The organism is Georgenia satyanarayanai, assembly GCF_023715365.1.
GTDB lineage: Bacteria > Actinomycetota > Actinomycetes > Actinomycetales > Actinomycetaceae > Oceanitalea > Oceanitalea satyanarayanai_B.
The window spans coordinates 106,687-131,216 of sequence record NZ_JAMBNZ010000001.1 but is presented as its reverse complement, the minus strand read 5'-3'; the positions used below and the strand labels follow the sequence as shown (position 1 = coordinate 131,216).

The 24,530-nt window shown below is 73.0% G+C and carries 18 protein-coding genes; 9 read left to right on the top strand and 9 right to left on the bottom strand.

Translation table 11 applies throughout. The annotated features are described in order from the left end of the window. The first annotated feature begins 9 nt into the window (after positions 1–9). Genes M3148_RS00580 through M3148_RS18225 form a run of 4 tightly spaced genes read left to right on the top strand, consistent with a single transcriptional unit; the run spans position 10 to position 6,663 of the window. Entirely contained in the window at positions 10–1,461 is a 1,452-nt protein-coding gene (locus M3148_RS00580) for a DUF3375 domain-containing protein (RefSeq protein WP_251302707.1), read from the top strand. Beyond that, a complete protein-coding gene (locus tag M3148_RS00575; protein WP_251302706.1) occupies positions 1,458–2,150 on the top strand; it encodes a DUF4194 domain-containing protein in 693 nt (230 codons plus the stop codon). Before M3148_RS00580 ends, M3148_RS00575 begins: the two co-directional genes overlap by 4 nt. Beyond that, positions 2,147–5,506 carry an ATP-binding protein gene (locus M3148_RS00570; protein ID WP_251302705.1) on the top strand — a complete coding sequence of 1,120 codons (3,360 nt, stop codon included), beginning with the start codon at positions 2,147–2,149 and terminating at the stop codon, positions 5,504–5,506. The genes M3148_RS00575 and M3148_RS00570 overlap by 4 nt, the downstream gene beginning before the upstream one ends. Beyond that, the gene (locus M3148_RS18225; RefSeq protein WP_251302704.1) at positions 5,503–6,663 is read left to right on the top strand and encodes a Wadjet anti-phage system protein JetD domain-containing protein; all 1,161 of its coding nucleotides are present in this window, start codon (positions 5,503–5,505) and stop codon (positions 6,661–6,663) included. The genes M3148_RS00570 and M3148_RS18225 overlap by 4 nt, the downstream gene beginning before the upstream one ends. A 10-nt stretch (positions 6,664–6,673) precedes the next feature. Here M3148_RS18225 and M3148_RS00560 read toward each other — a convergent pair whose 3' ends face one another. The 3 genes from M3148_RS00560 to M3148_RS00550 all read right to left on the bottom strand — a co-directional run bounded on the left by M3148_RS00560 (position 6,674) and on the right by M3148_RS00550 (position 9,913). After that, positions 6,674–7,225 (bottom strand): Uma2 family endonuclease, encoded by a 552-nt coding sequence (locus M3148_RS00560; RefSeq protein WP_251302703.1) that lies wholly within the window; start codon positions 7,223–7,225, stop codon positions 6,674–6,676. A 259-nt stretch (positions 7,226–7,484) separates the two neighbouring features. Beyond that, on the bottom strand, positions 7,485–7,961 hold the full coding sequence (locus M3148_RS00555) for a hypothetical protein (protein ID WP_251302702.1): 477 nt from the start codon (positions 7,959–7,961) through the stop codon (positions 7,485–7,487). A gap of 50 nt (positions 7,962–8,011) precedes the next feature. After that, positions 8,012–9,913 (bottom strand): stealth family protein, encoded by a 1,902-nt coding sequence (locus tag M3148_RS00550; protein ID WP_251302701.1) that lies wholly within the window; start codon positions 9,911–9,913, stop codon positions 8,012–8,014. 307 nt (positions 9,914–10,220) lie between these two features. Here M3148_RS00550 and M3148_RS00545 point away from each other — a divergent pair, with 307 nt between their 5' ends. After that, positions 10,221–11,120, top strand: coding sequence for a cytochrome b/b6 domain-containing protein (locus tag M3148_RS00545; RefSeq protein ID WP_251302700.1), 900 nt, complete (start codon positions 10,221–10,223; stop codon positions 11,118–11,120). Between the two features lie 127 nt (positions 11,121–11,247). Here M3148_RS00545 and M3148_RS00540 read toward each other — a convergent pair whose 3' ends face one another. Next, a complete protein-coding gene (locus tag M3148_RS00540; protein WP_251302699.1) occupies positions 11,248–12,357 on the bottom strand; it encodes an excalibur calcium-binding domain-containing protein in 1,110 nt (369 codons plus the stop codon). 130 nt (positions 12,358–12,487) lie between these two features. On the opposite strand from M3148_RS00540, the gene M3148_RS00535 reads away from it, so the two are divergent. From M3148_RS00535 to M3148_RS00525, 3 genes are all read left to right on the top strand, one after another. Beyond that, a complete protein-coding gene (locus M3148_RS00535) occupies positions 12,488–13,294 on the top strand; it encodes an arginase family protein (RefSeq protein ID WP_251302698.1) in 807 nt (268 codons plus the stop codon). Between the two features lie 19 nt (positions 13,295–13,313). Further along, entirely contained in the window at positions 13,314–13,847 is a 534-nt protein-coding gene (locus M3148_RS00530; protein WP_251302697.1) for an acyl-CoA thioesterase, read from the top strand. A 207-nt stretch (positions 13,848–14,054) separates the two neighbouring features. Beyond that, positions 14,055–16,196, top strand: coding sequence for a DEAD/DEAH box helicase (locus M3148_RS00525; RefSeq protein WP_251302696.1), 2,142 nt, complete (start codon positions 14,055–14,057; stop codon positions 16,194–16,196). A gap of 41 nt (positions 16,197–16,237) precedes the next feature. On the opposite strand, the gene M3148_RS00520 is transcribed toward M3148_RS00525, so the two are convergent. Then, positions 16,238–18,448, bottom strand: coding sequence for a SpoIIE family protein phosphatase (locus M3148_RS00520; RefSeq protein WP_251302695.1), 2,211 nt, complete (start codon positions 18,446–18,448; stop codon positions 16,238–16,240). 122 nt (positions 18,449–18,570) lie between these two features. Between M3148_RS00520 and M3148_RS00515 the strand changes: the two genes are divergently transcribed. Next, a complete protein-coding gene (locus tag M3148_RS00515) occupies positions 18,571–18,849 on the top strand; it encodes a hypothetical protein (RefSeq protein ID WP_251302694.1) in 279 nt (92 codons plus the stop codon). Between the two features lie 16 nt (positions 18,850–18,865). On the opposite strand, the gene M3148_RS00510 is transcribed toward M3148_RS00515, so the two are convergent. The 4 genes from M3148_RS00510 to M3148_RS00495 are packed head-to-tail and all read right to left on the bottom strand — an operon-like array spanning position 18,866 to position 24,478. Beyond that, positions 18,866–20,257: a GH1 family beta-glucosidase gene (locus M3148_RS00510; protein WP_251302693.1), complete on the bottom strand. Its 1,392-nt coding sequence runs from the start codon at positions 20,255–20,257 to the stop codon at positions 18,866–18,868. Next, positions 20,254–22,617, bottom strand: coding sequence for an alpha-xylosidase (gene yicI / locus M3148_RS00505; protein ID WP_251302692.1), 2,364 nt, complete (start codon positions 22,615–22,617; stop codon positions 20,254–20,256). The genes M3148_RS00510 and yicI overlap by 4 nt, the downstream gene beginning before the upstream one ends. Continuing rightward, entirely contained in the window at positions 22,617–23,519 is a 903-nt protein-coding gene (locus M3148_RS00500) for a carbohydrate ABC transporter permease (RefSeq protein WP_251302691.1), read from the bottom strand. The genes yicI and M3148_RS00500 overlap by 1 nt, the downstream gene beginning before the upstream one ends. Next, positions 23,519–24,478 (bottom strand): carbohydrate ABC transporter permease, encoded by a 960-nt coding sequence (locus tag M3148_RS00495; RefSeq protein WP_251302690.1) that lies wholly within the window; start codon positions 24,476–24,478, stop codon positions 23,519–23,521. Before M3148_RS00495 ends, M3148_RS00500 begins: the two co-directional genes overlap by 1 nt. Positions 24,479–24,530 lie beyond the last annotated feature (52 nt).

Here is a 24,530-nt window from a genome sequence, read left to right as displayed (position 1 = left end):
GTCACCGCCGTGAGCACGCTGAGCACGGCGCTCGCGGCACAGCGCCTGAGTGCCGACCACCCCGCCTGGGCCTTCCTGCGCGCGCAGCACGCGGCCCCCGCCATCGCGATCCTCGGTGAGCACCTCGGCGGGGATGACAAGCGGTTGCCCGCACCGGTGCTCTTCAGCAAGGTGGACGAGGACCTCGCGGTGCTGCGCGACCACGGCTTCGAGCTGCCGCAGACGGCGCAGCAGTACTGCGCCGCGTGGCGCGACGCCGGGTTCCTCGTCCGCCGCGCGGCGGAGAGCACCCGCGAGGAGGTCTTTGAGCTCTCCGAGGGTGCGCTCACGGCGATCCGCTTCGTCAGCCAGCTCGCCGACCGGCGGCAGACGGTCACCGAGTCCCGCCTCAGCACGATCCTCGCGCAGGTCCGCGAGCTCGCTGTGCAGACCGATCCGGACGCCGCCAGCCGCCTGCGGGCCTTGCGTGAGCAGCGCGACCGACTCGACGCCGAGATCGAGCGCGTCGCAGCCGGGGACTTCGAGGTCCTCGACGCCGACCGCGCCCTGGAGCGCGCCCGCGACATCCTCGCCCTCGCCGAGGAGCTGCCCGCCGACTTCGCGCGCGTGCGCACCGAGATGGAGCAGCTCAACCGGTCCCTGCGCGAGAAGCTCGTCGAGCAGGAGTCGTCCCGGGGTGCCGTCCTGGAGGACGTCTTCCGCGGAGTCGACCACCTCGCCTCCTCCGACGCCGGGCGCACCTTCGCCGGTTTCTACTCCCTCATCCTCGACCCCGCCCGCAGCGCCGAGCTCGAGGACCACGTCTCCGCGGTGCTCGAGCGGTCCTTCGCCGGGGAGCTGACGACTCAGCAGGCACGCCGGCTGCGCCGGATGCTTCCCAGCCTGCAAGACGCCAGCAGTGAGATCCACGAGGTCATGACCGCGTTCTCGCGCAGCCTCCGCCGCTTCGTCCAGAGCCAGGAGCTGCAGGAGGACCGCCGCATCCACCGCCTGCTGCGGCAGACGCTGCGCACCGCGATGGACCTCAGCGGTCACCTCCGCCCCTTCCACCACGTCGGCGTCGACCTCGACCTCACTTCCGTCCCGCTGGACTCCGTGGCCGTGCTGCGCCTCCACAACCCGGCCGACTCGGAGGTCACCGAGGACGTGCGGACCGTCGCGGCCGCTCCCGTCGACGTCGTGGCGCTGCGCGACGCCGTCCGTGCCTCGGAGATCGACGTCAAGGAGCTCGTCGAGAACGTCAACGCCGTCCTCGCCGAGCGCGGGCCCTCGACGATCGGGGAGGTGCTCGCGGCGCGGCCGGCCACCCAGGGCGTGGCCAGCGTCGTCGGCCTCCTCGTCCTCGCCGAGGCACACGGCACCGAGGTCGGCGGTGAGGAGCGCGTCGGCTGGACCTCGCGCGGCGGCGTCGCCCGCACCGGCACCGTGCCCGTCCACCTCTTCACCTCCGAGGTCGCATGAGCGAGATGATCGACCCCATGACCCAGCCCGCCCCCACAGCCGACCCTGTACCCGCCGCGCTGTGGGACGGGGACGCCGGCACGCTGCACCTCGCCTCGCGCCGCGCCCTCGTCCAGCTGCTCCGCGGGCCCTATCTCGCGGCCCGCCGTCACCCCCAGCTGTGGAGCGCGTTGCTCGGCGACGAGCAGCCGATCCGCTCCCGCCTGGCGGACCTCTTCCTCGAGCTCGTCCTCGACACCGAGGCGGAGGTCGCCTTCGTCCGCAACGCCGAGCCGGACGGCGTCGAGGCGCCGCGGGTGGTCCGCGCCGCCGCGATGACGTTCATGGACACCGCGATGGTGCTGCACCTGCGCCAGCTGCTCCTGGCGGCGGGCAGCGGCGAGCGGGTCATCGTCGGTGCGGACGAGGTGGCCGACCAGCTCCAGGTCTACCGCGGCCGTGACGACGCCGACCCCGCCGGCTTCGCCAAGCGGGTCAACGCCTCCTGGACCAAGCTCGAGAAGTACGGGATCCTCCAGCGCACGAGCACCGAGGGGCGCGTCGAGATCTCCCCGGTGCTGCGCCTCGTCTTCGGGGCCGAGGAGATCTCCGCGGTCCAGGCGGAGTTCGAGCGACTCCTCTCCCGGCACGACGACGGCGCCCAGGAGTCCGTCGAGCCCGCACCCGAGCAGCAGGGGACGTCCGCATGACCACCCACCGAGGGCAGTGGCGCCTGGAGCGCATCGAGGTCGTCAACTGGGGCACCTTCCACGGGCACCACCGCATCGACGTGCCGCGCAAGGGCTTCCTCCTCACCGGCCACTCCGGCTCAGGGAAGTCCTCGCTCGTCGACGCCGTCGCCGCGGTCCTCGTTCCGCGGGGAAAGCTGCGCTTCAACGCCGCGGCGGCCGACGGCGCGACGCGGCGGGCCGACCGCACGACGGTCAGCTACGTCCGGGGTGCCTGGCGGCGGCACGCGGACGAGGAGACGGGCGAGGTGGTGAGCGACTACCTGCGCCCCGGCGCCACGTGGAGCGGCATCCTCCTGCAGTACGGCGACGGCGCCGGCAAGGTCGTGACCCTGGTCAAGCTCTACCACCTGCGGCGGGGCGCGAGCGGCGCCGCGGACGCCTCCGAGCTGCACCTGCTGCACCAGGAACCCGTCGACCTCCTCGACCTCAAGCCCTATGCCGAGCACGGCCTGGACGTGCGCCGTGTCAAGGCGGCCTGGCCGCAGGCCGTGGTCACCGACCGGCACTCCGTCTTCGCCGCCCGGTTCTGCCGCCTGCTGGGTATCTCGGGGGAGAACGCCCTGGTCCTGCTCCACAAGACCCAGGGCGCCAAGAGCCTGGACAACCTCGACGACCTCTTCCGCACCTTCATGCTCGACGAGCCGCGCACCCGCGCGCTGGCGCAGACCGCCGTCGAGCAGTTCGCCGAGCTCTCCCAGGCTCACGCGCACGTCGTCGAGGCACGGACCCAGGTGGAGCTGCTCGGCCCGCTCGTGGAGCACGCGGCGCGGTACGACGAGCACGTCGCGGCCGTGGAGCAGGCACGCGTCCTGGGCGCCGCGTTGGAGCCCTTCCGCGACACGTGGAAACGTGCGCTCGCCCAGGAGGCACGCGACCAGGCCGCGGCCGGGCTGACGAGCGCGGACCACGACCTCAGCGCCGCCGTCGCCGCCACCGGGGCGGCGCAGGCGGCCCTCGACGTCGCGCGCCGGGTCGTGGCGGATCGTGGCGGCAGCGCACTGGAGCTGCAGCGCCTGACGGTCGGGAGCGACGAGCAGCGCCTCGCCGCGGCCGTCGCCGCCCGTGACCAGCTCGCCGGCGACCTCCAACGGGTGGGCGTCGCCATGCCCGCGAGCTTCGCCGAGTTCGAGGAGCTGCGTGCGGCGGCACGGGCCGACGCGGACCGCGAGGACGAGGCCGCCGCCCGGCGCCGCGAGCAGGCGCACGGGCTCCACGACGCCGCTGCGGAGCTGCGCCGGCGCAAGTCCGCCGTCGAGACCGAGCTGCAGGCACTGCGCGGTGTGCGCTCGAACCTCGGTGCCCGGCTCCTCGCGGCTCGCGCGCTCATCTGCGAGGAGACCGGCCTGTCTCCGGCCACGCTGCCCTTCGCGGGCGAGCTGCTCCAGGTCCGGGCCGAGCACGCGGACTGGACCGGCGCCGTCGAGCGGGTGCTGCGCCCCCTCGCCACCGTGCTGCTCGTGCCGGCGGCGCACCGGGACGCCGTCGTCGCGGCGGCCGACGCGCACCATCTGGGCACGCGCCTGTCGATGGAGAGCGTGCCCGCCCAGGTGGACCCGCCGCGGCCGGTCCGCACGGAGCTCTCCCTCGTGCACCGGGTCGAGGTGGCGGACGGCCCCATGGCGGCCTGGCTGCACACGACCCTCGCGGCCACCTACGACTACGCCTGCGTCGAGCACCCCGCCGAGCTCCACGCCCACGACCGCGCCGTCACCCGTGCCGGCCAGGTCAAGCGCGGGCGGACCCGGTACGAGAAGGACGACCGCTCCCGCGTGGACGACCGCTCCCGCTGGGTGCTCGGCTTCGACAACGCCGCGAAGGTCGACCACTTCCTCGACGAGCTGCGCGCCGCCAGGGACGAGCTCGCAGCCGTCGAGGAGCGGCTCGCACGGCTGGAGAAGGAGCAGCGGTCAGCGGGGGAGCGCGCCTTCATGCTGCGCGGCCTGGAGCAGCGGGAGTGGTCGGCGATGGACGTCGCCGCGGCCCGGTCCGCGCTCGACCGCAGCCGTGCCGCGCTGGAGGAGCTGCGCCGGGGCAACAGTGACCTCCAGGCCGCCGAGCTCGAGGCGGCGCGCGCGGAGCACGTCCTCGTCCAGGCGCGGGACGCAGAGCAGGAGCGACGCGACGCCGTCGCCGCGCTCCGTGCGCACCTGCGTGACCTCGACAAGGTGCTCGCCGAGACCGAGGGCTCCTCCGCGGCCGTCCCGGTCGCCCACCAGGAGGAGCTCGAGCGCCGCTTCCACGCGGCCCGCACCCGCCGCACCGTCACCTACGACACCATCGACCGGGTGGCGACCACGGTGAGCCGCACGCTCGTCGACGAGCGCGACGCCGCACAGGCCGCGGCCCGCCGTGCAGAGGACGCCATCACCACCGTCGTCCGGGACTTCCGCGGCCGCTGGCCGGCCATCGCCGGGGACCTCACCGCCGAGGTCGGGGACCGGGGCGGCTACCTCGAGATCCTCGGCCGTCTGCGCGCCGACCGGCTGCCGGAGTTCGAGGACCGCTTCTTCGAGCTGCTCGAGCAGCAGTCCCAGCGCAACGTCGTCCAGCTCGCCAACGAGATCCGGCGCGCGCCGCAGGAGATCCGCGACCGCATCGCCCCGGTCAACAGCTCGCTGCGCCGCTCGCACTTCGACGTGGGCCGCTTCCTCGAGATCAAGGTGACCGACAACCGTTCCGCCGTCGCCAAGGAGTTCCTCCAGGACCTCGCCACCATCACGACAGGGTCCTGGGGAGCCCGGGACCGTGACGAGGCGGAGGCCGCCTTCGCGGTGATGTCCCGGGTCATGCGGAGGCTCGCCTCCTCGGAGCACGCCGACCGGGCGTGGCAGGAGCTGTGCCTCGACACCCGCCGGCACGTGCGCTTCGTCGCCCACGAGATCGACGCCGACCGCCAGGTGCTGGCCGTCCACGACTCCGGGTCGGGCCTGTCCGGCGGGCAGAAGCAGAAGCTCGTCGTGTTCTGCCTCGCGGCGGCACTGCGCTACCAGCTCGCCGAGGAGGGACAGGACCTGCCGAGCTACGGCACCGTCGTCATGGACGAGGCCTTCGACAAGGCCGACACCTCCTTCACCCGGATGGCGATGGACATCTTCGCGGAGTTCGGCTTCCACATGATCCTCGCGACGCCACTCAAGCTGCTGCAGACCCTGGAGGACTACGTCGGGGGCATCGGGCTGGCCACCTGCCCGGACCACCGCCACTCCTCGGTCGCCACCGTCGCCATCGGCGAGATGACCGCTGCGGCTCCTGCGGATGTCGAGGGCGTGGAAGAGATGCCCACCGAGCCCGCCACCCTGCCGCTCGAGCTGTGATCAGTGTCTCTGAGGCCCGGGAGCGGGCCCGCACGCGGTACGAGCGGTCCTACGCCGCGTGGGCAGTTGCGGCGGCGACGGGAGCTGAGGGCGCCGTCGTGCTCGACATCCCGCTCCACCCGCCCGTCGAACGGGTCGCCCTCGCCGATCCGGGCGCCGCGGCGGAGTGGGTCGCCACCTGGCGGCACGCCGGCGTCGCGGAGGTCGTGTGGGAGGAGCGTCGCTGGGCGAGCTTGGGCACCCAGCAGGTTCCCGTCCGGCTCACGGTGACCGATGCGGCGGAGCTCGCTGCCTTCGCCGGGCGTCAGGCGCACTGGCGGGCGGCGTCCTCGCGCATCGGCGGCCTGGTGGCGCAGTGGCGCGGCCGCACGACCGACGGCGGCGAGGCGCTCGCCCGGGCACTGCGGACCTCCGCTGGGACGCTGGCGGCCCTGGCGGAGGCCGACATGGGCAGGCTCCGCGAGGTGCTGCACTGGCTCGTCGACCACCCTTCCTCCGGGGCCTACATCCGGCAGCTGCCGGTCCGCGGCGTGGACACCAAGTGGACGCAGCGGCACCGCGGGCTGGTCACGGGGCTGCACCGGGCGATCACGGGTCTGCCGGACCTCGGTCTCGCGTCGCCGCCGGAGCTCGTCCGGGTGCGCTTCCTGGACGTCGGCCTGGGACCCGGCGGACTCAGCGACGTGAGCGCGCCCGTGGACGAGCTCGCTCGGCTCACCGTGTCCCCGCAGGCGGTGCTCGTCGTCGAGAACCTCGAGACCGTGGTGGCGCTGCCCGCGCTGCCTGGCGTCGTCGTCGTCCACGGCTCGGGACACGCGGTGGACAGACTCGCCCGGATCGGGTGGGTCACGAAGTCGCGGCTGCTGTACTGGGGGGACCTCGACAGTCACGGCTTCGCGATCCTCGACCGCTTCCGCAGCCACTGCCCGCAGGTGAAGTCCGTGCTGATGGACCGGCCCACGCTCGAGAGCCACCGCGACCTCTGGGTGCCCGAGCCCAAGCCCACCCGGGCGTCACTCAGCCGGCTCACCCAAGAGGAATCGGCCACCTACGCCCTCTTGCGGCAGGAGGGCGACGTGCGCCTAGAGCAGGAACGCCTCGACCTCGACGCGAGCGTCGACGCGCTGAGAGCCGCCCTCTCCGAGACGGAAGCCTGAGCGAGGGACCTCAGGGCGCGGGGCGGACCAGCTCGGCGGGCACGACGTCGACCGGGAAGGGAGTGGCGAGAGCCGCTCGCTCCGCCCCGCGCGCGTGCGGCGTCGCGACGTAGGCGCCCTCCTGAAGGTCGAGCGCCAGCAGCGACGGCTCGGCCGGGTCGAGGACCCAGTACGACCGGACCCCGCTCTCCTCGTACTTCGAGCGCTTGAGCAGGAGGTCCTTGCGGCGGGTGGACGGGGAGAGGACCTCGACGGCGAGGACGAGCGGCGCGGTGATGTTCTGCGTCGCGACGGCCTCGTTGCGGACGATGAGCACGTCCGGCTGCAGCGAGGTGCGCCGGTCCGGTCTCCAGTCGACGGGCGAGAGGAACACCTCGTAGCCCGGGGGGCACGCTGCGCGGAGCAGGAGGTGAAGGTTGCCGATCGCCCGCTGGTGCGCCAGCACAGGTGCCGGTGTCACGAGCAGCAGTCCGTCGAGCAGCTCGTACTGGAGGCCGTCGTCGGGGAGCCGGTCGAGGTCATCGACCGTCCACTCCTCGCCCGTGCGCGGCATCACCGCCATGACGCCCATGGTGCTCCCTCCGCCGGTGCGTGTCACTGGTGGGCATGCCCAGGATGCGCGCGGAGGACGGGAGCCGACCAGGCTCTCCACAGCCGGGCGGTGCAGGGGAACGCCTTACGCGGCTGGGGAGCACTGGCACCGCCGCTGATCTGCGCACAAGTCCGCGACACGCCCGCGACACGCCGGGACAGGTGTCGCTCAGGGCGGGTGCCGCGGGACTTCGGTGCAGATCAGCAGCACTCGCGACGGCGGCAGGCCCTCAGGGCTCGACGGCGTCCGCGTCCTCGTCCCCGGCGGCGGCCAGGACCCGCTCACCAAGTGCCGTCTCGAGGCTCTCGAGGAGGAGGTAGACGACGCCGGCGAGGAAGGGCGCCAGCGCCCACACGGCCGGGTGGGACAAGAGTGTGCCGGCGAGCCAGGTCGCCGCGAGACCGCCGAGGACCGACACGATGTTGAGGCTCGTGCCGAGGGCCAGGACGTTGCTGCGGTGCTGCGGCATCGGCCGCCGGAAGCCGCGGGAGAGGACCGCCTCGAGCAGGGTGAAGGACAGCACCGCGCCGGTGGCGAAGAGGAAGATCGTCCCGGCGTCCGGGGTGCCCTGCGTCGCCTGGAGCATCCCGAAGCTCACGGTGACGAGGATCGAGAAGCCGAAGGTCGTGCTCTCCCGGCCGACCGTGCTCCGCAACCCGCGCACGACCGTGCTGCTGCTCCGCCCGTCCTCGTCGTCCTTCGCCACCCCGTGCTCCTTCCTGTCGACCGCTGAGGCTGACGGCAGGCTCGCACCGATCACGCCGTGCCGCCCGCCGGCTGCACGGGACGTGGGGAGGACTCACGGGGCGAGACGACCCGCGCTGTGGTCAGCGGCTGCTCGAGCGGGGACCCGCCGCCGACGGGCAGCTCGAAGGTGCTCGCCACCGGGTAGTACCTCTCGAGGAAGTCGCCGAGGAGCTCACCGCGGCCCACCTCGCCGACGGCGGGGGAGTCGTTGAGGCAGAAGACGTCGAACTCCCGGCGCCGCAGCAGCCGGCGCAGCCGGGTGGCGGCACGCGGGTGGGCGAGGTCCAGGTAGAGGTACGCCAGGCGCCCCGGCACGGACCTGCCCAGCGCGTAGGCGTAGTAGTGGTGCAGCGCCGAGCTGATCGACAGGTCGTCCGGGTGGCGGAAGGTCGAGGCCGCGACCTGGGCGAACAGCTCCGGGTGCTCGGCCTCCATGTGCTGCAGCACCGAGCGCAGCTGCGGATGGGGCGTGTGCTGGAACAGGTGGGTCACCTGCCGGCCGAAGACCTCACCGATGAGGGCGCGGTTGTTCTTCGCCGCGCTCGTCACGGGCGAGTCGTCCGGCTGGTGCCCGCGCGCGTCCATGAGAGCGGTGGAGGTGAAGAACCGCGCCAGGCCGTTGCCGTGGAAGAACAGGCTCGGTGCGACGGGCCGGCCGAAGAACACGTCGTCGTTGAGGTAGAGGTACTGCTCGGCGAGCCCCGGGATGTGGTGCAGCTGGGACTCGATGGCGTGGGAGTTGAACACCGGCAGGACGCCCGGGTCGGTGAAGATGTGGCGGTGGTCCACGACACGCAGCCGGGGGTGGTCGGTGTCGAGCCAGTCCGGCATCTGCCCGGCCGTGACGACGTGGACGCGGCGCACCCACGGGGCGTACATCTCCAGCGAGCGCAGGGAGTAGCGCAGCTCGTCCTGGGAGCGGAACCGCGCGGTGTGCGTCGCCTCGCGGGTGTGTCGCTGGTCGGCGGGCACACCGAGGGCGGCGAGCCGCGAGGCGTTCCACTCCGGGTCCTCACCGTCCACCCACGTGTAGACGACGTCGATCGGGCCGGTGGGCTCGAACAGGTGCGGCAGCGGGCCGACGTCGACGGACCCGTCCGCGGTGGCCTCCCGCCACTGCGCGGCGGTCAGGTGCGTGGTCCAGGCCTGGCGCCGCGGTGCGACGAGGGTCCCGTCCGTCTCCGAGGGGAGCTCGCCGGGTCCGGTGGGCGTGGAGACGGTCTCCGGCCACGTCTCGAGGTCGACACCCACCTCCGCTCCCATGAGCGGGCGCGCCGGCCCGGGGACGTCGCGGAAGAGCCGGAACCCGTCGCGGCTGGCGACGGCCCGGGCGAGGCGGCGGGCGCTGAGGGGACGGGGACGCGTCCCGCGCGTGTCGAGCGGCACGACGCGCCAGGTGCCGTCGAGGCCGGCGGCGAGGGCGGCGGCGGCCCGGGCCCGATCGCTGCCACGGACGACGACGGCGGCCGGCTTGCCCGCACCCGCGGGCATGACGGTCGCGCCGACCCCGGCCCCGCGCAGCACCGCGAGGACCTGCTCGCGGCGCGTGACCTCCTCGGTCGCGCTGTCGTAGCGGGCGACGTCGGCCGGCCCGTCGGCGCGGCCGCGCGCCGCCTCGGGGGCGAGGTGACGGGGGTGCGCGCCGGGCCGGCGACCGAGCGTCTGGGCCCGGGCGACCCGGCGCGCGAGCCCGGTGCTCAGGCGGCGGGGGAGGGCGGAGACGACGCGGCTGCCGAGCACCGCGGCCCGGTCGCTGGCACGCTCCCAGCGCGAGACGGTGTCGCGGTAGAGCAGCAGCTCGTTGCCAACGGCGTCCACGGTGTGCTTGAGCTCGTGGGCACCGGGACGGCCGTGGTCCTCCACGACAAAGGACGGGTCGAATCCGGCGAGTGCTCGGGTACGTCGGGGCACGGGAACCGCCTCTCTCGTTGTCAGTGCGCGCGGTGAGCTCTGCCCGTCGGGCGCGCTCGAACCGCGGCGCGGTGCGGGGGCCGGGCGGTGGGTCCGCGCGGGACGCTGGGCGACCGCGTGCTCCTCGTGCTGCGGGTCCGCTCCGTGCCGGCCGTCGCCGACAGGTGCCGGCGGGGAAGGTCAGTATAGCCCCACGGACTGGTCATCCCTCGGTACGGCGTCGTCGATCGGGAGGAGCGTCGTGCTGCCCGTAGGCTGTGGGGCGGGCTCGGAGCCCCTGACCGGTCAGTCGTGGAATGGGTGAGGCATGTCGTCAAAGGGTGCTGCGCGCAACCGGGGTCAGCAGCTGGCGTGGATGGTTCCGGCGGCCCTGGTGGTGCTCGTCGTCATCGTGCTCGTGGCGCGCTGGCTGCGTGAGGTGCCGGCAGTGGCCGGCTTCATCACCGACTACCCGGGCACCACCGAGCTGCCGGAGGCGGCGCCGGTCGGGCTGCCCGCCTGGGTGGGCTGGCAGCACTTCCTCAACGCCTTCCTCCTCGTCTTCATCGTCCGCAGCGGCTGGCTCATCCGCACCACCCAGCGCCCCAAGGGGCACTGGCAGCCGAGGGGGGCCGCCCGCGGGAAGAAGCCGGTGCGCATCAGCCTCAATCTCTGGCTGCACCTGGCCGCGGACCTCCTGTGGGTGCTCAACGGCCTCGTCTTCGTCGTCCTCATCGTTGTGACGGGGCACTGGATGCGGCTCGTCCCCACGAGCTGGGACGTCTTCCCGCACGCCCTGTCCGTCGGGGTCCAGTACCTGTCGCTGGACTGGCCGGCCCACGGCAGCTGGGTCAACTACAACGCGCTGCAGGTGCTCTCGTACTTCGTCACCGTGTTCATCGCGGCGCCGCTCGCCCTGATCACCGGCCTGCGGATGTCGCCGGCGTGGCCGGCGAGCTGGCGCTTCGTGCCGATGAGCCTGGCCCGCGCGCTGCACTTCCCGCTCATGGTGTACTTCGTCGCCTTCACCGTCGTCCACGTGGCCCTCGTGCTCGCCACGGACGCGCAGGGCAACCTCAACCACATGTTCGCGGCCCGCAACGACGGCAGCTGGTTGGGCCTCGTCTACTTCGCCATCGCGCTCGCGCTCATGGTGGCGGCCTGGGTGGTGGCCAAGCCGGTCTTCACCCAGCCGGTCGCCGCGCTCACCGGCAAGGTCACCCGGTAGCAGCCGGGAATGATTCGGGCCGGCCGGTGGTTGACCCACTCGACCGGCCCGATTTCACACCCCCGGGCTCCAACACGAGCCGCTTCGAGCGGCCACTCGCCGTGAGGCGGTTGGCCGGGCCGGTCACCTACTCGCAGCCCACGCCGTCACCGTCGCGGTCGAGGTGGCTGCCGTAGCCGGGCTGGCCCGCATAGACGGGCGCGGCGCCGGCGTCGCGGGCCGCCGTGCAGTTCTTGTAGTAGGCGTTCCCGCCGGACCCCGACGACGTCTCCTCGGCCTCCGCGGCGCGCTCGGCCTCCTGCTCGGCGCGGGCGGCCTCCTCCGCGCGGGCTGCCTCCTCGGCCTCCCGTGCCGCCTCCTCGGCGGCCCGGCGCTCGGCGTCCTCCGCGGCCCGACGTTCGGCCTCCTCCGCCGCACGCCGCTCCGCCTCCTCGCGCTCGAGGCGCTCCTCCTCGGCGGCCCGCTCGGTCGTGATGGTCTCCTCGACGGCGACGAGGCGCGCGGTCCACTCCTCGACGTCCTCGCGCAGCGTCCAGTGCTCACCGGTGTAGGCGACGAGCGGGAAGGCCGTGTCGTCGCCGTCGAGCAGCGTCGCGAGGACGGCGCCGGTGGCGGCAGCAGCGGCCGCCTCGGCGGACCAGCCGTCGAGCTCGGCGATCGTGCCGGCCCCGACGGCGGCCTCCAGCTCCGTCACCTGCTCGCCGTAGGCCAGCACCTGGGCGGGCACCGTGCACTCGACCGTCTCGGAGGACAGGCCCAGGCCCTCGACCTCGGCGGCCTGCTGAGCGGTGAGCACTGCGTCGTAGAAGCGCCGGTTGGGCTCCTCGACGACGGCGACGCCCAGTCCGGCCCGCGCAATCTCCTCGTTGACGAGCGAGCCCTCCTCAAGGACACCGGCGAGCAGGCGGCCGGCCTCGTCGTGGTGCTCCTCGTCGAGCTCGAGGTCCACCTCGGTGCCGGCCGGGAGACGCTCGGTGAGGAAGGCGGTGGCCTCCTCGCGCAGGCACTCCTCGGAGATGGCGACGTTGAGCAGGCGCACGCGCTGCTCCTCGCCGTCGACGAGGACGTCGATCGTCTCGCCGTCGACGACTGCCGCGACCGTCGTCGCCGTCTCCGGGCTGCCGGCCACGGCGGCACCGCCGACGACGAGAAGGGCGGCAGCGGCGACGCCGACGCCGGTCTTGTGGGCACGGAGGAACGTGCGGGCGTCGGACAGGGCGACCTTCCTGGAGGGCACGGCCGAGCACCGGTTGCGCGGCCGCATCACCCGGACGATCGGCAGCGTGGGCCGTGAGATAAGGAGTCACCGTCGAGCCGTTCGCACCTACCCTGCAGGCGTCCCGCCGCCGTCCCCAGGAGCGCTTGCGTTGATCGATCTCGTCGTGTCCCAGGGCCGGGTCGCGGACCGCACCGCCGGTGCGATCCCCGGCGCCATGCTCACCGCGCAGGCCCTCGCCGAGCGGACCGGCCGCGCGCTCCGGGTGGTCGGGGAGCCCTCCGCGGCGCGCACCGACGACTGGAGCGAGGCGCTGCCCGCCGCGGCCACCACGCTCACCGGCCTGCAGGCTGCAGTGGCGGGGAGCCTCGCGGCCGGCCGCACCCCGGTCATGGTGGCCAACACCTGCGCGGCCAGCCTCGCCACCCTGCCCCTGGTCGCACAGCACCACCCGGGCGCCGTCGTCCTGTGGATCGACGCGCACGGCGACTTCAACACCCCCGCCACGACGTGGTCCGGGTACCTCGGCGGCATGGTCGTCGCGGCCGGGTGCGGGCTGTGGGACAGCGGCCACGGCGCCGGGCTCGACCCGCGCAACGTCGTCGTCGTCGGCGGCCGCGACATCGACGACGCCGAGCAGGAGCTCCTCGACGTGCACGGGGTGCGGGTGCTGGACCCCAGCGCGAGCACCCCCGAGCGGGTGCGGGAGGTCGTCGGGGACCGCGAGGTGTGGATCCACATCGACTGGGACGTCCTGGAGCCGGGCGCGGTCCCCGCGGCCTACCGGGTGCCCGGCGGCCTGCTCCCGGGAGAGGTCGGCGCGATCCTCGGGGCCGTGCGGCCCGAGCAGGTCGCCGGCCTGGAGCTCGCCGAGCTCGAGGCAACGGGCACACCGGCGGACGCACACGCCGTCGCCACCATCCTGTCGACCGTGGAGCCGCTGATCAGCACCCTGTGACGGTGTGTACCGTGCGGGCATGTCCCGCCAGCTCCACCTGCTCCTGGCCACCGTCAAGCCGCGCCGCTCCATCGGGCTCGACGTCCTCGCGCCGTCGACCACCACCCTGCGGGTGCTGCCCACCGACCTGGACCTCTACCTCCACGTCAACAACGGCACCTACCTGCAGATGATGGACGTGGCCCGCAGCAACTACATCGCCGACCTCGGCGGCTTCCCGCGCCTGAACGAGAAGCGCTGGTACCCGGTCGTCGCGGCGTCGACGATGACCTACCGCCGCTCCCTGCGGCTGGGAGATCGGGTGCAGATCACCACGCGCGTCGTCGGCTGGGACGAGCGGGTCGTCTACCTCGAGCAGGTCTTCACCCGGCGCGGTGAGCGCTGCGCACGCGGCGTCGTCGCCGGGCGCTTCCTCACCCGCGGCTCGGGGGAGCGGGTGGCCGCGCCGCAGGTCGTCGCGCACCTCGCCGGCGCCGCGCTCGCCTCGCCGGAGATCCCCGACGACGTCGTGCGCTGGGCGCACGCCGTCGACGTCGCCCACCGCGGGGCGTGAGATCGCCCACGCCGAATGGGCGCGGCACGGCCGCGGTCCAGGGGTAGGGTGAGGGCGTCGCGGTGGTCAGCCGACCGGGTTGTTCCGGTGGCGGACCTGCTGCAGCAAGACTCTCGGCGAGACTGGACCATCTGACGTCCGTCGCCCCGGGTGCTGCGCGTGGGCCGTCCCGCCGCGATGTGTGTCGTCACTCCGGAGGAGGAGTCAGTGGCTCGAGGAGCCCAGCGCCCGTCGGGCGCTCGCCGTACTGCCCCGCGCAGCACGCAGAAGCGCAAGCACCAGGACAACAGCGGGATCATCCCGGTGCTCGCCCGCGCCGTCCGCGAGGTCGAGGGCGCGGTCACGCGCGAGCGGGTGGTGCCCTCCACCCGCACGAAGTTCCAGGCCATCGCGCTGCTCGTGCGTGAGGAACGGGCTCGCCTCAAGGCGGACACGACGCTGAACGAGGCCCGCCGCGGCGAGGAGCTCAAGCGCCTCGACGGCATCGCCACCATCCTCGCTGTCACCGCCGCCCGCGACCCCCGCCTCCTCGCGCTCATCGCCGACGAGGCCGTCGTCTCGCCCGAGGCCCGCGAGCTGCGCCGCGAGATGCTCCTCGACGCCGGCTTCGACGTCCCGGAGGAGGAGGAGCCCGAGGCCGAGGAGGCCCGCGAGCCCTCCGCCGTCGAGCAGCGCCAGGTCGTCCCCCAGGCCGTCGTCTCCCGCCAGATGGCCAACCCCTTCCTCGAGCCGGACTACGACGCCGTGCGCAAGCCGCCTGCCCGTCCGCGCAGGCTGGCCGGCTGGGAGCTCATCGAGCCGCTGCTGCGCTCCTTCGAGTACGGCGGCGAGGCCGCCTGCATGACGCTGCCCGAGCCGAACGGCACCCGCGTGCCCCCCGGGCTCAAGCTCATGCCCCACCAGTCCCGCCTCGTCGAGGCCGCCGCCGAGGGCCACCGCACCTTCCTGCTCGCCGACGAGCCGGGCCTGGGCAAGACCGCGCAGGCGCTGCTCGCCGCGCAGGCCGCCGACGCCTACCCGCTCCTCGTCGTCGTGCCCAACGTCGTCAAGACGAACTGGGCGCGCGAGGCGGAGCGCTGGACGCCCGCCCACCGCGCCACGGTCGTCCACGGCGACGGCGAGGACATCGACGCGTTCGCCGACATCATCGTCATCAACTACGAGATCCTCGAGCGGCACGTCGGCTGGCTCGGGAGCCTCGAGCTCGGCGTGCGCGGGATGGTCGTCGACGAGGCGCACTTCATCAAGAACAAGAAGTCCCAGCGCTCCCAGCACGTCCTGCACCTGTCCGAGCAGCTGCGCTCGCGCCCGTGGGCCCCCCTCCTCATGGCGCTGACCGGCACCCCGCTCATCAACGACATCGAGGACTTCACCGCCATCTGGCAGCTCCTCGGCTGGATCGACGAGGAGAAGCCGCTCGGGGACCTCATGGAGGCGCTCGAGGAGACCGGCCTGGTGCCCTCGGACCGCGGCTTCTACGCCGCCGCCCGCAGCGCCGTCATCGAGCAGGGCATCGTGCGGCGGCGCAAGATCGACGTCGCCGCCGACCTGCCCGCCCGCCGCATCGCCGACGTCTTCGTCGAGCTCGACGACGCCGCGGGCCGCTCGATCCGCGACGCCGAGCGGGCCCTGGCCCGCCGCCTCGTCACCCGCTACCAGAAGGCGCTGGAGGTGCGGCACGGGGAGAACGTCGTCGAGGGCATCGACCACGAGCTCGTCCGGCAGGTCGCCGTGTGGGAGACGACGAAGACCTCGGACAAGAAGTCCGAGGACAACGTCTTCACGATGATGCGCAAGCTCGGCTCGGCCAAGGGCGGGGCCGCGGCGGACTACGCCGCCCAGCTGGCGCGCAACGTCGGCAAGGTCGTGTTCTTCGCCAAGCACATCGACGTCATGGACGCCGCGGAGGAGCTCTTCACCCAGCGCGGCATCCGCTTCGCCTCGATCCGCGGTGACCAGACCTCCACGGCCCGGCAGCGCAACATCGACGCGTTCACGAACGACCCCGAGGTCTCGGTCGCGGTCTGCTCGCTCACCGCGGCGGGCGTGGGCCTCAACCTCCAGGTCGCGTCCAACCTCGTGCTCGCCGAGCTCTCGTGGACCGACGCCGAGCAGACCCAGGCGATCGACCGCGTCCACCGCATCGGCCAGCCCGAGCCTGTGACGGCGTGGCGGATCATCGCGGCCCAGACCCTCGATACCCGCATCGCCGAGCTCATCGGGTCCAAGGCGGGCCTCGCGGCCAGGGCCCTGGACGGCTCGGACGAGGAGGTCGTCGCGGACGTCCAGGTGGAGATGCTCGTCGCGCTCCTCACCGACGCGCTGACCCCCGCCCCGGCCACCGTCTGACCGCGGACCGCGGGCCGGGGGAGACCCGGCCGGCGGACCGGTCAGCTGCGGCGCAGGACGACGGCGGTCGCGTCGTCGTCCGAGTGCGGGTCGCGGACAGCTGTGATGAGGGCATCGAGGTCCTCGGCGGCCGGCCCGCTGAAGGCGTGGCGCAGGCGCTCCAGCCCTTCGGGCAGAGGCTGTCCGCGCCGCTCCACGAGGCCGTCGGTGAACAGGACGATGCCGCCGCCGTGCGGGATCTCGACGACCTCGGTGGCCGGCTCCCCGCGGCCGTAGCCGATGGGTAGGGTGCCGGGGTCGGTGTGCCAGGAGGCGCTGCCGTCCGCACCCAGGAGGAGCGGGGGCAGGTGCCCGGCGCGCACGTACTCCACCCGGCCCGTCACGGTGTCGACGACGGCGAGGAGCAGCGTGGCCATCTCCCCGGCCATCGTCCGCTTCGCGAGCGTGTCGAGGCCGAGCGTCGCGGCGGCCGCCGAGCTCTCGCGGACGAGCAGCGCCCGCAGCCCGTTGCGCATCTGCCCCATGACGGAGGCGGCCGGCATGCCGTGCCCGGCGACGTCCCCGACGGCGATCGCGAGCCGGCCGTCCGGCAGGCACAGCGCGTCGTACCAGTCCCCGCCCACGCGTCCGCCGTCGCCCGGCGCGTAGCGGGCGTCGATCGACCAGCCCGCGGCGCGGGGCAGCGAGGTGGGAAGTGAGGAGCGGTGGAGGATCTCGGCGGCGCGGCTGTCGGCCAGTCCGCGCAGGTAGAGCGCCTCGACGGCGTGGCGCCGCAGCAGGGTGGCGGTGTCGACCTGGTCCTCGGTCCACGGCAGGCTCGAGCCGCGCACGACCTCGCGCCACCGCTCGAAGGACTTGCGCGGGGACAGCCGGACCTCGTCACCCTCGAGGCGGGCGATGGCCTTGTTGTGCGGGTCGCCGCCCCAGTCGACGGCGGTCGCGACCTCGCGGCGCAGCCAGGCGATCGCGTCGCCGTCGGCGAGGTTGACGACGAGGGCGCCGGCGTACGGGCTGTCGGGCACCGCGGTGCCGAGGGAGTCTGTGGCGACGATCTCCTCCCCGGTGCCCGCGGCCCAGCGGAGCACGGCCTCGGCGTCGTCCGGCTCGATCCCGACCCGGGCGGTGCGGCCCTGGGCGCGCACGACGACGCCGTCGGCCTCCATGACCGACAGGAGCGCGGGCTGCTGGACGAGCGCCTCGGTGAGCGGCAGGTCCTCGTCGCGGCTCGCCGCCACGAGGCCCGCGAGGTCGTGCGCCACCCGCCGCGCCGCGGTGATCCGGTCCTCCTCGACCTGGGCGATGAGGCGCAGGGAGAGGACCGAGCCGAGGAACTCCGCGGCGGCGCGGGCGCCGTAGGAGGGGGCGTGCGGGCCGGAGTAGTGGTGGCAGGCGATGAGCCCCCACAGCCTGCCGTCCTTGAGGAGCGAGATCGACATCGACGCCGTCACACCCATGTTCTGGAGGTACTCGACGTGGATCGGGGACACCGAGCGCAACGTCGCGTAGGTGAGGTCCAGGGAGGCACCGGTGACGGGGTTGAGCTGGGGCACCAGCGGGCTGGGGGTGTAGCCGATGTCCGAGATGAGCCGGATCCAGTTGAGCTCGTACAGCGCGCGCGCCTGGGCCGGGATGTCCGTGGCCGGGTAGTGCAGGCCGTGGAAGGCGTTGAGGTCTGCGCGCTTGGCCTCGGCGACGACCTCGCCGTTGTAGTCGGCGTCGAAGCGGTAGACCATGACGCGGTCGAAGCCGGTGAGGTCGCGGACCTCACGGGCGGCGACGTCGTAGAGCTCCTCGAGCGAACGGGCCCGGTTGAGCTCGCCCAGGCTGCCGCGGACGAGCTGGAAGGTGTTGGCGTAGGCGAGCGGCCGCGGCCCCTCGGCCGGCTCGAGCTCGAGGACGAGCAGCTGCTCCGCGCCGGGCGGGTGGTGGACGATCGCGTCCCAGGCACCGCCGTCGGGCAGGTGGACGAGCACCGGGTTGCGGTCGCGCACGTCACCGGGCAGCTGGACGTGCGCGGCGACGACGGCGGCCGCGTTCGCGCCGACGACCTCCTCCAGCCTGCGGCCCAGGACGTCGGCGACGGGACGGCCGAGAAGCTCGACGGTGGTGGCCGAGGCCTGGACGACGGCCCCATCGTGGAGGGCGAGCAGGACACCGCGCGGCTGGACCGACCCGGGCACATGGATGGGCTCCCGCGCGCAGTTGTCGAGGTCGACGGGGACGTCCGCAGCCAGCGCCAGGTCATCAGTCATGCGGGTCTCTCTCCTCACGGGTGGAGCCTCAGTCTGCCAGGCCGCAAAGCCGCCACGGGAAGCAGCGCCGTCCCTCACACTGGGCGCAGGGCGAGGGCGCCCGGTGCGCGGGAGGGGGAGACATGGACGACGTGCAGCAGGAGACGACGGCGACACCAGAGGCGACGGTGAGGAGACCCGACCCGTGCGCGACCCGCCTCGTCGGCGGCCTCTCGGTGACCGTCGTCGGCGTCGGCTTCCTTGCGTACGGGCTGTTCATGTACATCGGCCACGCCGAGACGACGGGGAACGCGAGCGCCGTGGTCCTGGGGTGCTTCGTCGCGGCGGTGGGTCTCACCATCTTCCTCGGCGGCGTCCTGCGCGCCGCCGAGGCCCTCGACTACCTCGTCCGCACCCGCTGACGGCCGGGCCCCGCTCTCAGGGGAGGCGCCGGGTGCGGGCGAGCTCGGCGAACCACAGCGCGCTGTCCTTGAGGATGCGCTCCTGGGTCTCGTAGTCCACCCGCACGATCCCGAAGCGCTTGGAGTACCCGTAGCCCCACTCGAAGTTGTCGAGCAGCGACCACACGAAGTACCCGCGCACGTCCGCGCCCTGCTCGGCGGCGTCGAGCACGGCGGCGACGTGGTCGCGCACGTAGGCGACGCGCTGCTCGTCATGCACCGCCTTCCCGCCCGGGCGCGTGGGGTCCGGCACGACCTCGTCGGCAAAGGCCGCCCCGTTCTCCGTCACCATGAGCGGTACGCCGTGGTCGCGGTGCAGCCGCAGGAGCAGCTCGGTGAGGCCGGCTGGCTCGATGTTCCAGCCCATCTCCGTGTACGGCCCGGGCTGCGGCGGGAACTCCACCCGCTCGGCTCCGGGCCAGGGCGAGGCACCCACGCCCTTGTGGCCGTCGGCCGTGAGCCGCTCGGACACCCCGTCCCACACGCGCACCCGCGCCGTGGAGTAGTAGTTGACGCCGAGGACGTCGATCGGCTGGCGGATCGTCTCCACGTCCCCATCGCGCACGAAGGACCAGTCGCTCACCGCGGCGGTGTCCGCGAGGACGTCCTCCGGGTAGCCGCCCTCGAGCATCGGCTGGAGGAAGACCCGGTTGGCCAGGCCGTCGATCTGCCGCACAGCGTCGTCCTCGCCGCGCAGGACGTGGAAGTTGAGCGTCGCGGAGTAGTCCGGGGTTCCGGTGACGACGCTGCGCAGCGCCTGCAGGCTCAGGCCGTGGGCGAGGTTGAGGTGGTGAACGGCAGCGAGCGCCGCTGCGGGCTCCCGCCGCCCGGGTGCGTGAGCACCGGACGCGTAGCCGAGGTACGCGCTGCACCACGGCTCGTTGAGGGTGGTCCACATGCCCACGCGGTCCCCGAGGCGCCGGCCGACGATCGCCGCGTAGTCCGCGAACGCCAGGGCGGTGTCCCGGGCCGGCCAGCCGCCGGCGTCCTCCAGGGCCTGGGGCAGGTCCCAGTGGTAGAGCGTGGCCACCGGCCGGATCCGGCGCTCGAGCAGGCCGTCGACGAGCCGGTCGTAGAAGTCGAGGCCGGCCAGGTTCGGCTCCCCGCGCCCGGTGGGCTGGATGCGGGGCCAGGCGATGGAGAAGCGGTAGGCGTCCAGGCCGAGCTCGGCCATGATGTCGAGGTCCTGCTCGTAGCGGTCGTAGTGGTCGCAGGCGACGTCCCCGGTGTCCCCGTTCCAGACCAGCCCCGGCGTGTGGCTGTAGGTGTCCCAGATGCTCGGGCCGCGCCCGTCCTCCCGGGCGGCGCCCTCCACCTGGTAGGACGCCGTGGCCGAGCCCAGGACAAAGCCCTCGGGCAGCGCGCTCATCGGGTCACCCCCATCGTCGTCAGGCGGACGGTCCCGCCGCTCGCGGGCACCGGATCGCCACCCGCCAGGCGGGCTCTGAACTCGGTGGCCGGCGTCGCGGTGACGCTCACGCCGTCGTCGTCGTGGACGACGGCGAGGCGCACCTCCGACCCGTCCAGCGGGTTGGTCACGCGCACGGTGCGGTCGCCGCCACCGGGGTAGACGGTGACGAGGGCGCCGGCGGTGTAGTCCCGCTCGGTCTCCGCCGCGCCGGGCGTCGTGACGAGCAAGGCGCCGGGGCGGACCCACAGGGGCACGGAGGAGAAGTCGTGGCGCTCGCGGCGCCACCCCCCGCCGTCGGCGACCTCCCCGGTGAGGAGGTTCGTCCAGCGGCCCTGCGGGAGGTAGTACTCGACGTCGCCCTCGGCGGAGAACACCGGTGCGACGAGGAGGTCGGGGCCGAGGAGGTACTGGCGATCGAGGTGCTCCACCGCGGGGTCGTGGGGGAAGGCCAGCTGCATGGGTCGCATGACCGGCAGCCCCGTCTCGTGCGCCTCGACGCCCGCCTGGAAGAGGTAGGGCATGAGCTCGGCCTTGAGGCGCGCGAAGCGGCGTGTCACCTCGACCGCGCTCTGGCCCGGCGCCTCGTCACCGGTGTCGAAGAGCCACGGCACCCGGTAGTTCTGCGAGCCGTGGAGGCGCGAGTGGGAGGACAGCAGGCCGAAGGCGACCCACCGCTTGAACACGGCCGGGTCGGGGCTGCCCTCGAAGCCACCGATGTCGTGGCTCCAGAAGCCGAAGCCGGACATCGACATCGACAGGCCCCCGCGCAGGGACTCCGCCATCGACGGGAAGGAGGAGGAGTTGTCCCCGCCCCAGTGCACGGGCAGCCGCTGCCCGCCCGTGGTCGCCGAGCGGGCGAAGACGACGGCCTCACCCCGCCCGCGGACCTCCTCGAGGACCTCGAAGACGGCCTCGTTGTACAGCTGGGCGTACCAGTTGTGCATGAGATAGGGGTCCGAGCCGTCGTGCCACACGACGTCCACCGGGATGCGCTCGCCGAAGTCGGTCTTGATCGCGTCGATGCCCTGACCGAGCAGCGTGCGGATCTTGTCCTGGAACCACGCGGTGGCGGCGGGGTTGGTGAAGTCGACCAGCCCCATACCGGCCTGCCACATGTCCCACTGCCAGACGCTGCCGTCGGGACGGCGCACGAGGTACCCGGCCTCCGCCGCCTCGTCGAAGGCCCGGGAGCGCTGGGCGATGTAGGGGTTGACCCAGGCGGAGGTCCGCAGGCCGCGCTCGTGGAGGCGGGCGAGGAGCCCCTCGGGGTCGGGGAAGGTGCGCGGGTCCCACTCGAAGCTCGTCCAGTCGAACTCGCGCATCCAGAAGCAGTCGAAGTGGAAGACGCTGAGCGGGATGTCCCGCTCAGCCATCCCGTCGATGAAGTGGTTGACGGTGGCCTCGTCGTAGTCGGTGGTGAAGGACGTCGAGAGCCACAGCCCGTAGGACCACGCCGGCACGCGGGCCGGGCGGCCGGTGAGCCGGGTGTAGCGCTGGAGCACGTCCGCCGGCGTGGGGCCGGAGAACACGAGGTACTCCAGGTGCTCGCCCGGCACGGAGAACTGCACCTGCTCCACGGCCTCGCTGCCCACCTCGAAGGACACGTGCTCGGGGTGGTTCACGAGGACGCCGTAGCCCCGGTTGGTGAGGTAGAACGGCACGTTCTTGTACGCGAGCTCGGACGATGTCCCGCCGTCGGCGTTCCACACGTCCACGGTCTGCCCGTTCTTGACGAAGGGCCCGAAGCGCTCGCCCAGCCCGTAGACCAGCTCGCCGACGTCCAGCGAGAGCTGGGTGTGGACGTAGGTGTCGGCGGGCGCCAGGCCCGTGGTCGTCACCCCGGCGACGCCGGCGGGCTCGGCGGGCACCGGGGCGCCCTCGGCCAGGCGCACGTAGCCGACGGACTTGTGGCCCGAGGTGGTGAGCACACGCTCGCGGTCGCTGAACGACAGGCTCCACGGCGCACCGGGTGCGATGTGCGCCCGGAGGGACCCGGTCTCGAGCGCCCCGCCGTTGTCGTCGACGTGGACGCGGCCGTGGCCCGTCTCCGCACCGACGAGGTCGAAGCCGTGTCGCTCGAGGGTGCCGCGGTGGTGCTCGACCCGCACCCGCACCACCCCCTCCAGCGGGCTGGACAGGGTCACGGTGAGCAGCGCCCGGTTGAGCGTGTCGCCGCGGCCCGCGATGACGCGGGTGGGGGCGTGAACGACGAGCGCGTCGCCGTCGGGAGAGGTGCCGGCGGCGATGTCGTAGGCCTCGGCGGCGTACTGGGCGTCGACGCCGGGGCGGTTGTGCCAGAACCCGTCGGTGAACTTCATTACTTGACTGCTCCTGCGGTGATGCCCCGGGTGAGGGTGCGTTGGAAGATGAGGAAGAAGATGAGCGTGGGGATGAGCCCGAGCAGCGCGGAGGCGCTCGTCGTCGTCACGTCCATGAGTCGGTCGCCCTGGAGCACGGTGATGGCCACCGGCACCGTCTGGTTGGCGTTGGACACGAGGAAGGTCAGCGGGATGAGGAACTCGTTCCACGTCCAGATGAAGAAGAAGATGAGCAGCACCGAGAGCGTGGGCCGCGAGATCGGGTAGACCACGCGCCACAGGGTGCGCCAGCGTCCCGCGCCGTCGAGCGAGGCCGCCTCGAGGAGCTCCTTGGGGAAGGTGCTGTAGACCGAGGCCAGCAGGTAGGTGCCGAAAGCCGTCTGGATGACGGTGAAGATGATGATGACCGACCAGACGTTGTCGTACAGCGGGGTCTCGCGGAACATGAAGTACAGCGGGTAGAGCAGCACCTCCTGCGGCAGCATGTTCGCGAGCAGGATGAGGACGACGATCCACGTGCGTCCCCGGATGCGCCCAATGCCGAGCGCGAAGGCGTTGAACATCGACAGGAGCACCGCCAGCACGGCGACGGTGCCGGAGATGAGGACGCTGTTCCACACCTTTTCGGGGAAGTTCACCCGCTCCCAGAACGCCGCGATCCCGTCGGTGTAGATCTCCGTGGGCAGCGCGAGCGGCCCGCTCGACGCGTACTCCGCGGGCGACTTGAAGGAGTTGACGAGGATGAGGAGGAAGGGGAAGGCGATGAACAGCCCGATGACGACGGCGACGGCGAGCACCGCCCAGTCCCCGGCGCTGCGGCGCGAGCCCGGGCCGCGGGTGGCAGGCGTGCGCCGCCCCCGGGTGCGCGGCTCCCTCGGCGCGAGCGTGTCGACGGTGGCCATCACAGGGCTTCCTCTCGGCGCTCCAGGCGGGTCTGCAGGAGGACGAAGGTGACGGCGACGACGGCGACGACCGCGGTGAGTGCGGTGGCGATCGTCGCGCCGTAGCCCACCTGCTGGGCCTGGAAGAACTGGCTGTAGGCGTAGTACGCGGGGACGATCGTCGAGGTGCCCGGGCCGCCGCCGGTGAGGGCGTAGACGGGTCCGAAGACCTTGAGCGCGGCGATCGTGCAGGTGAGGACGACGACGAAGACCTCGGGGCGGATCATCCCGATCGTGATCGCGCGGAAGCGCTGGAACCAGCCGGCGCCGTCGAGCTCGGCGGCCTCGTACAGCTCGGGGTCCACGCGCTGCAGCGCCGCCATGAAGATGACGACGGGGTAGCCGATCTGCACCCAGACGAGGACGACCATGAGGCTGGGCATCGCGGTGTCCGGGCTGCCGAGCCAGTTGTGCTGGAGGCTCTCCAGCCCGAGACCGCCGAGGATGTCGTTGAGCGCGCCGTCCTGCGGGCGCAGGATCCAGCCGATGACGATGGCGGCGATGACCGAGGGCAGGATCTGGGGCAGGTAGTAGGTGGCGCGTAGGAAGCTGGCCACGCGCGCCCCGAACTTCTTGCCGATGAGATCGAAGAGCATCGCGGCGAGCACGAGCCCGACGAGCGTCGGCGCGACGACCATCGCGCCGATCATCGCGAGCGAGTTCTCGAAGGACGTCCAGAAGGTCTCGTCGGCGAGCAGTCGCCGCCAGTTCTCCAGCCCGATCCACTCGGGGGGCCGGATCCCGCGGTAGGAGGTGAAGGTGAGGTACACGTTCCACACGAGCGGGACGATGATGATGACCGTCAGCAGCGCCAGGCCGGGCACGAGATACACCCAGTACGTCCGTCTGCTGGTCTTGGGGATGAGAGGGCCACGGTCACGCTGCCTGCGCGGCGCGACGGGCGCGACTGCACTCGCCATGGGGGCTCCTTGTGTCGAGCGGTGCCGGGTGCCGCCGCGAGGCGGCACCCGG

Coding starts and splice junctions, on each gene's coding strand:
- M3148_RS00575 (WP_251302706.1), top strand. CDS start 1,458: ATGAGCGAGATGATCGACCCCATGACCCAGCCCGCCCCCACAGCCGAC.
- M3148_RS00570 (WP_251302705.1), top strand. CDS start 2,147: ATGACCACCCACCGAGGGCAGTGGCGCCTGGAGCGCATCGAGGTCGTC.
- M3148_RS00560 (WP_251302703.1), bottom strand. CDS start 7,225: ATGGCGGTGATGCCGCGCACGGGCGAGGAGTGGACGGTCGATGACCTC.
- M3148_RS00545 (WP_251302700.1), top strand. CDS start 10,221: ATGTCGTCAAAGGGTGCTGCGCGCAACCGGGGTCAGCAGCTGGCGTGG.
- M3148_RS00530 (WP_251302697.1), top strand. CDS start 13,314: ATGTCCCGCCAGCTCCACCTGCTCCTGGCCACCGTCAAGCCGCGCCGC.
- M3148_RS00520 (WP_251302695.1), bottom strand. CDS start 18,448: ATGACTGATGACCTGGCGCTGGCTGCGGACGTCCCCGTCGACCTCGAC.
- M3148_RS00515 (WP_251302694.1), top strand. CDS start 18,571: ATGGACGACGTGCAGCAGGAGACGACGGCGACACCAGAGGCGACGGTG.
- M3148_RS00510 (WP_251302693.1), bottom strand. CDS start 20,257: ATGAGCGCGCTGCCCGAGGGCTTTGTCCTGGGCTCGGCCACGGCGTCC.
- yicI (WP_251302692.1), bottom strand. CDS start 22,617: ATGAAGTTCACCGACGGGTTCTGGCACAACCGCCCCGGCGTCGACGCC.
- M3148_RS00500 (WP_251302691.1), bottom strand. CDS start 23,519: ATGGCCACCGTCGACACGCTCGCGCCGAGGGAGCCGCGCACCCGGGGG.
- M3148_RS00495 (WP_251302690.1), bottom strand. CDS start 24,478: ATGGCGAGTGCAGTCGCGCCCGTCGCGCCGCGCAGGCAGCGTGACCGT.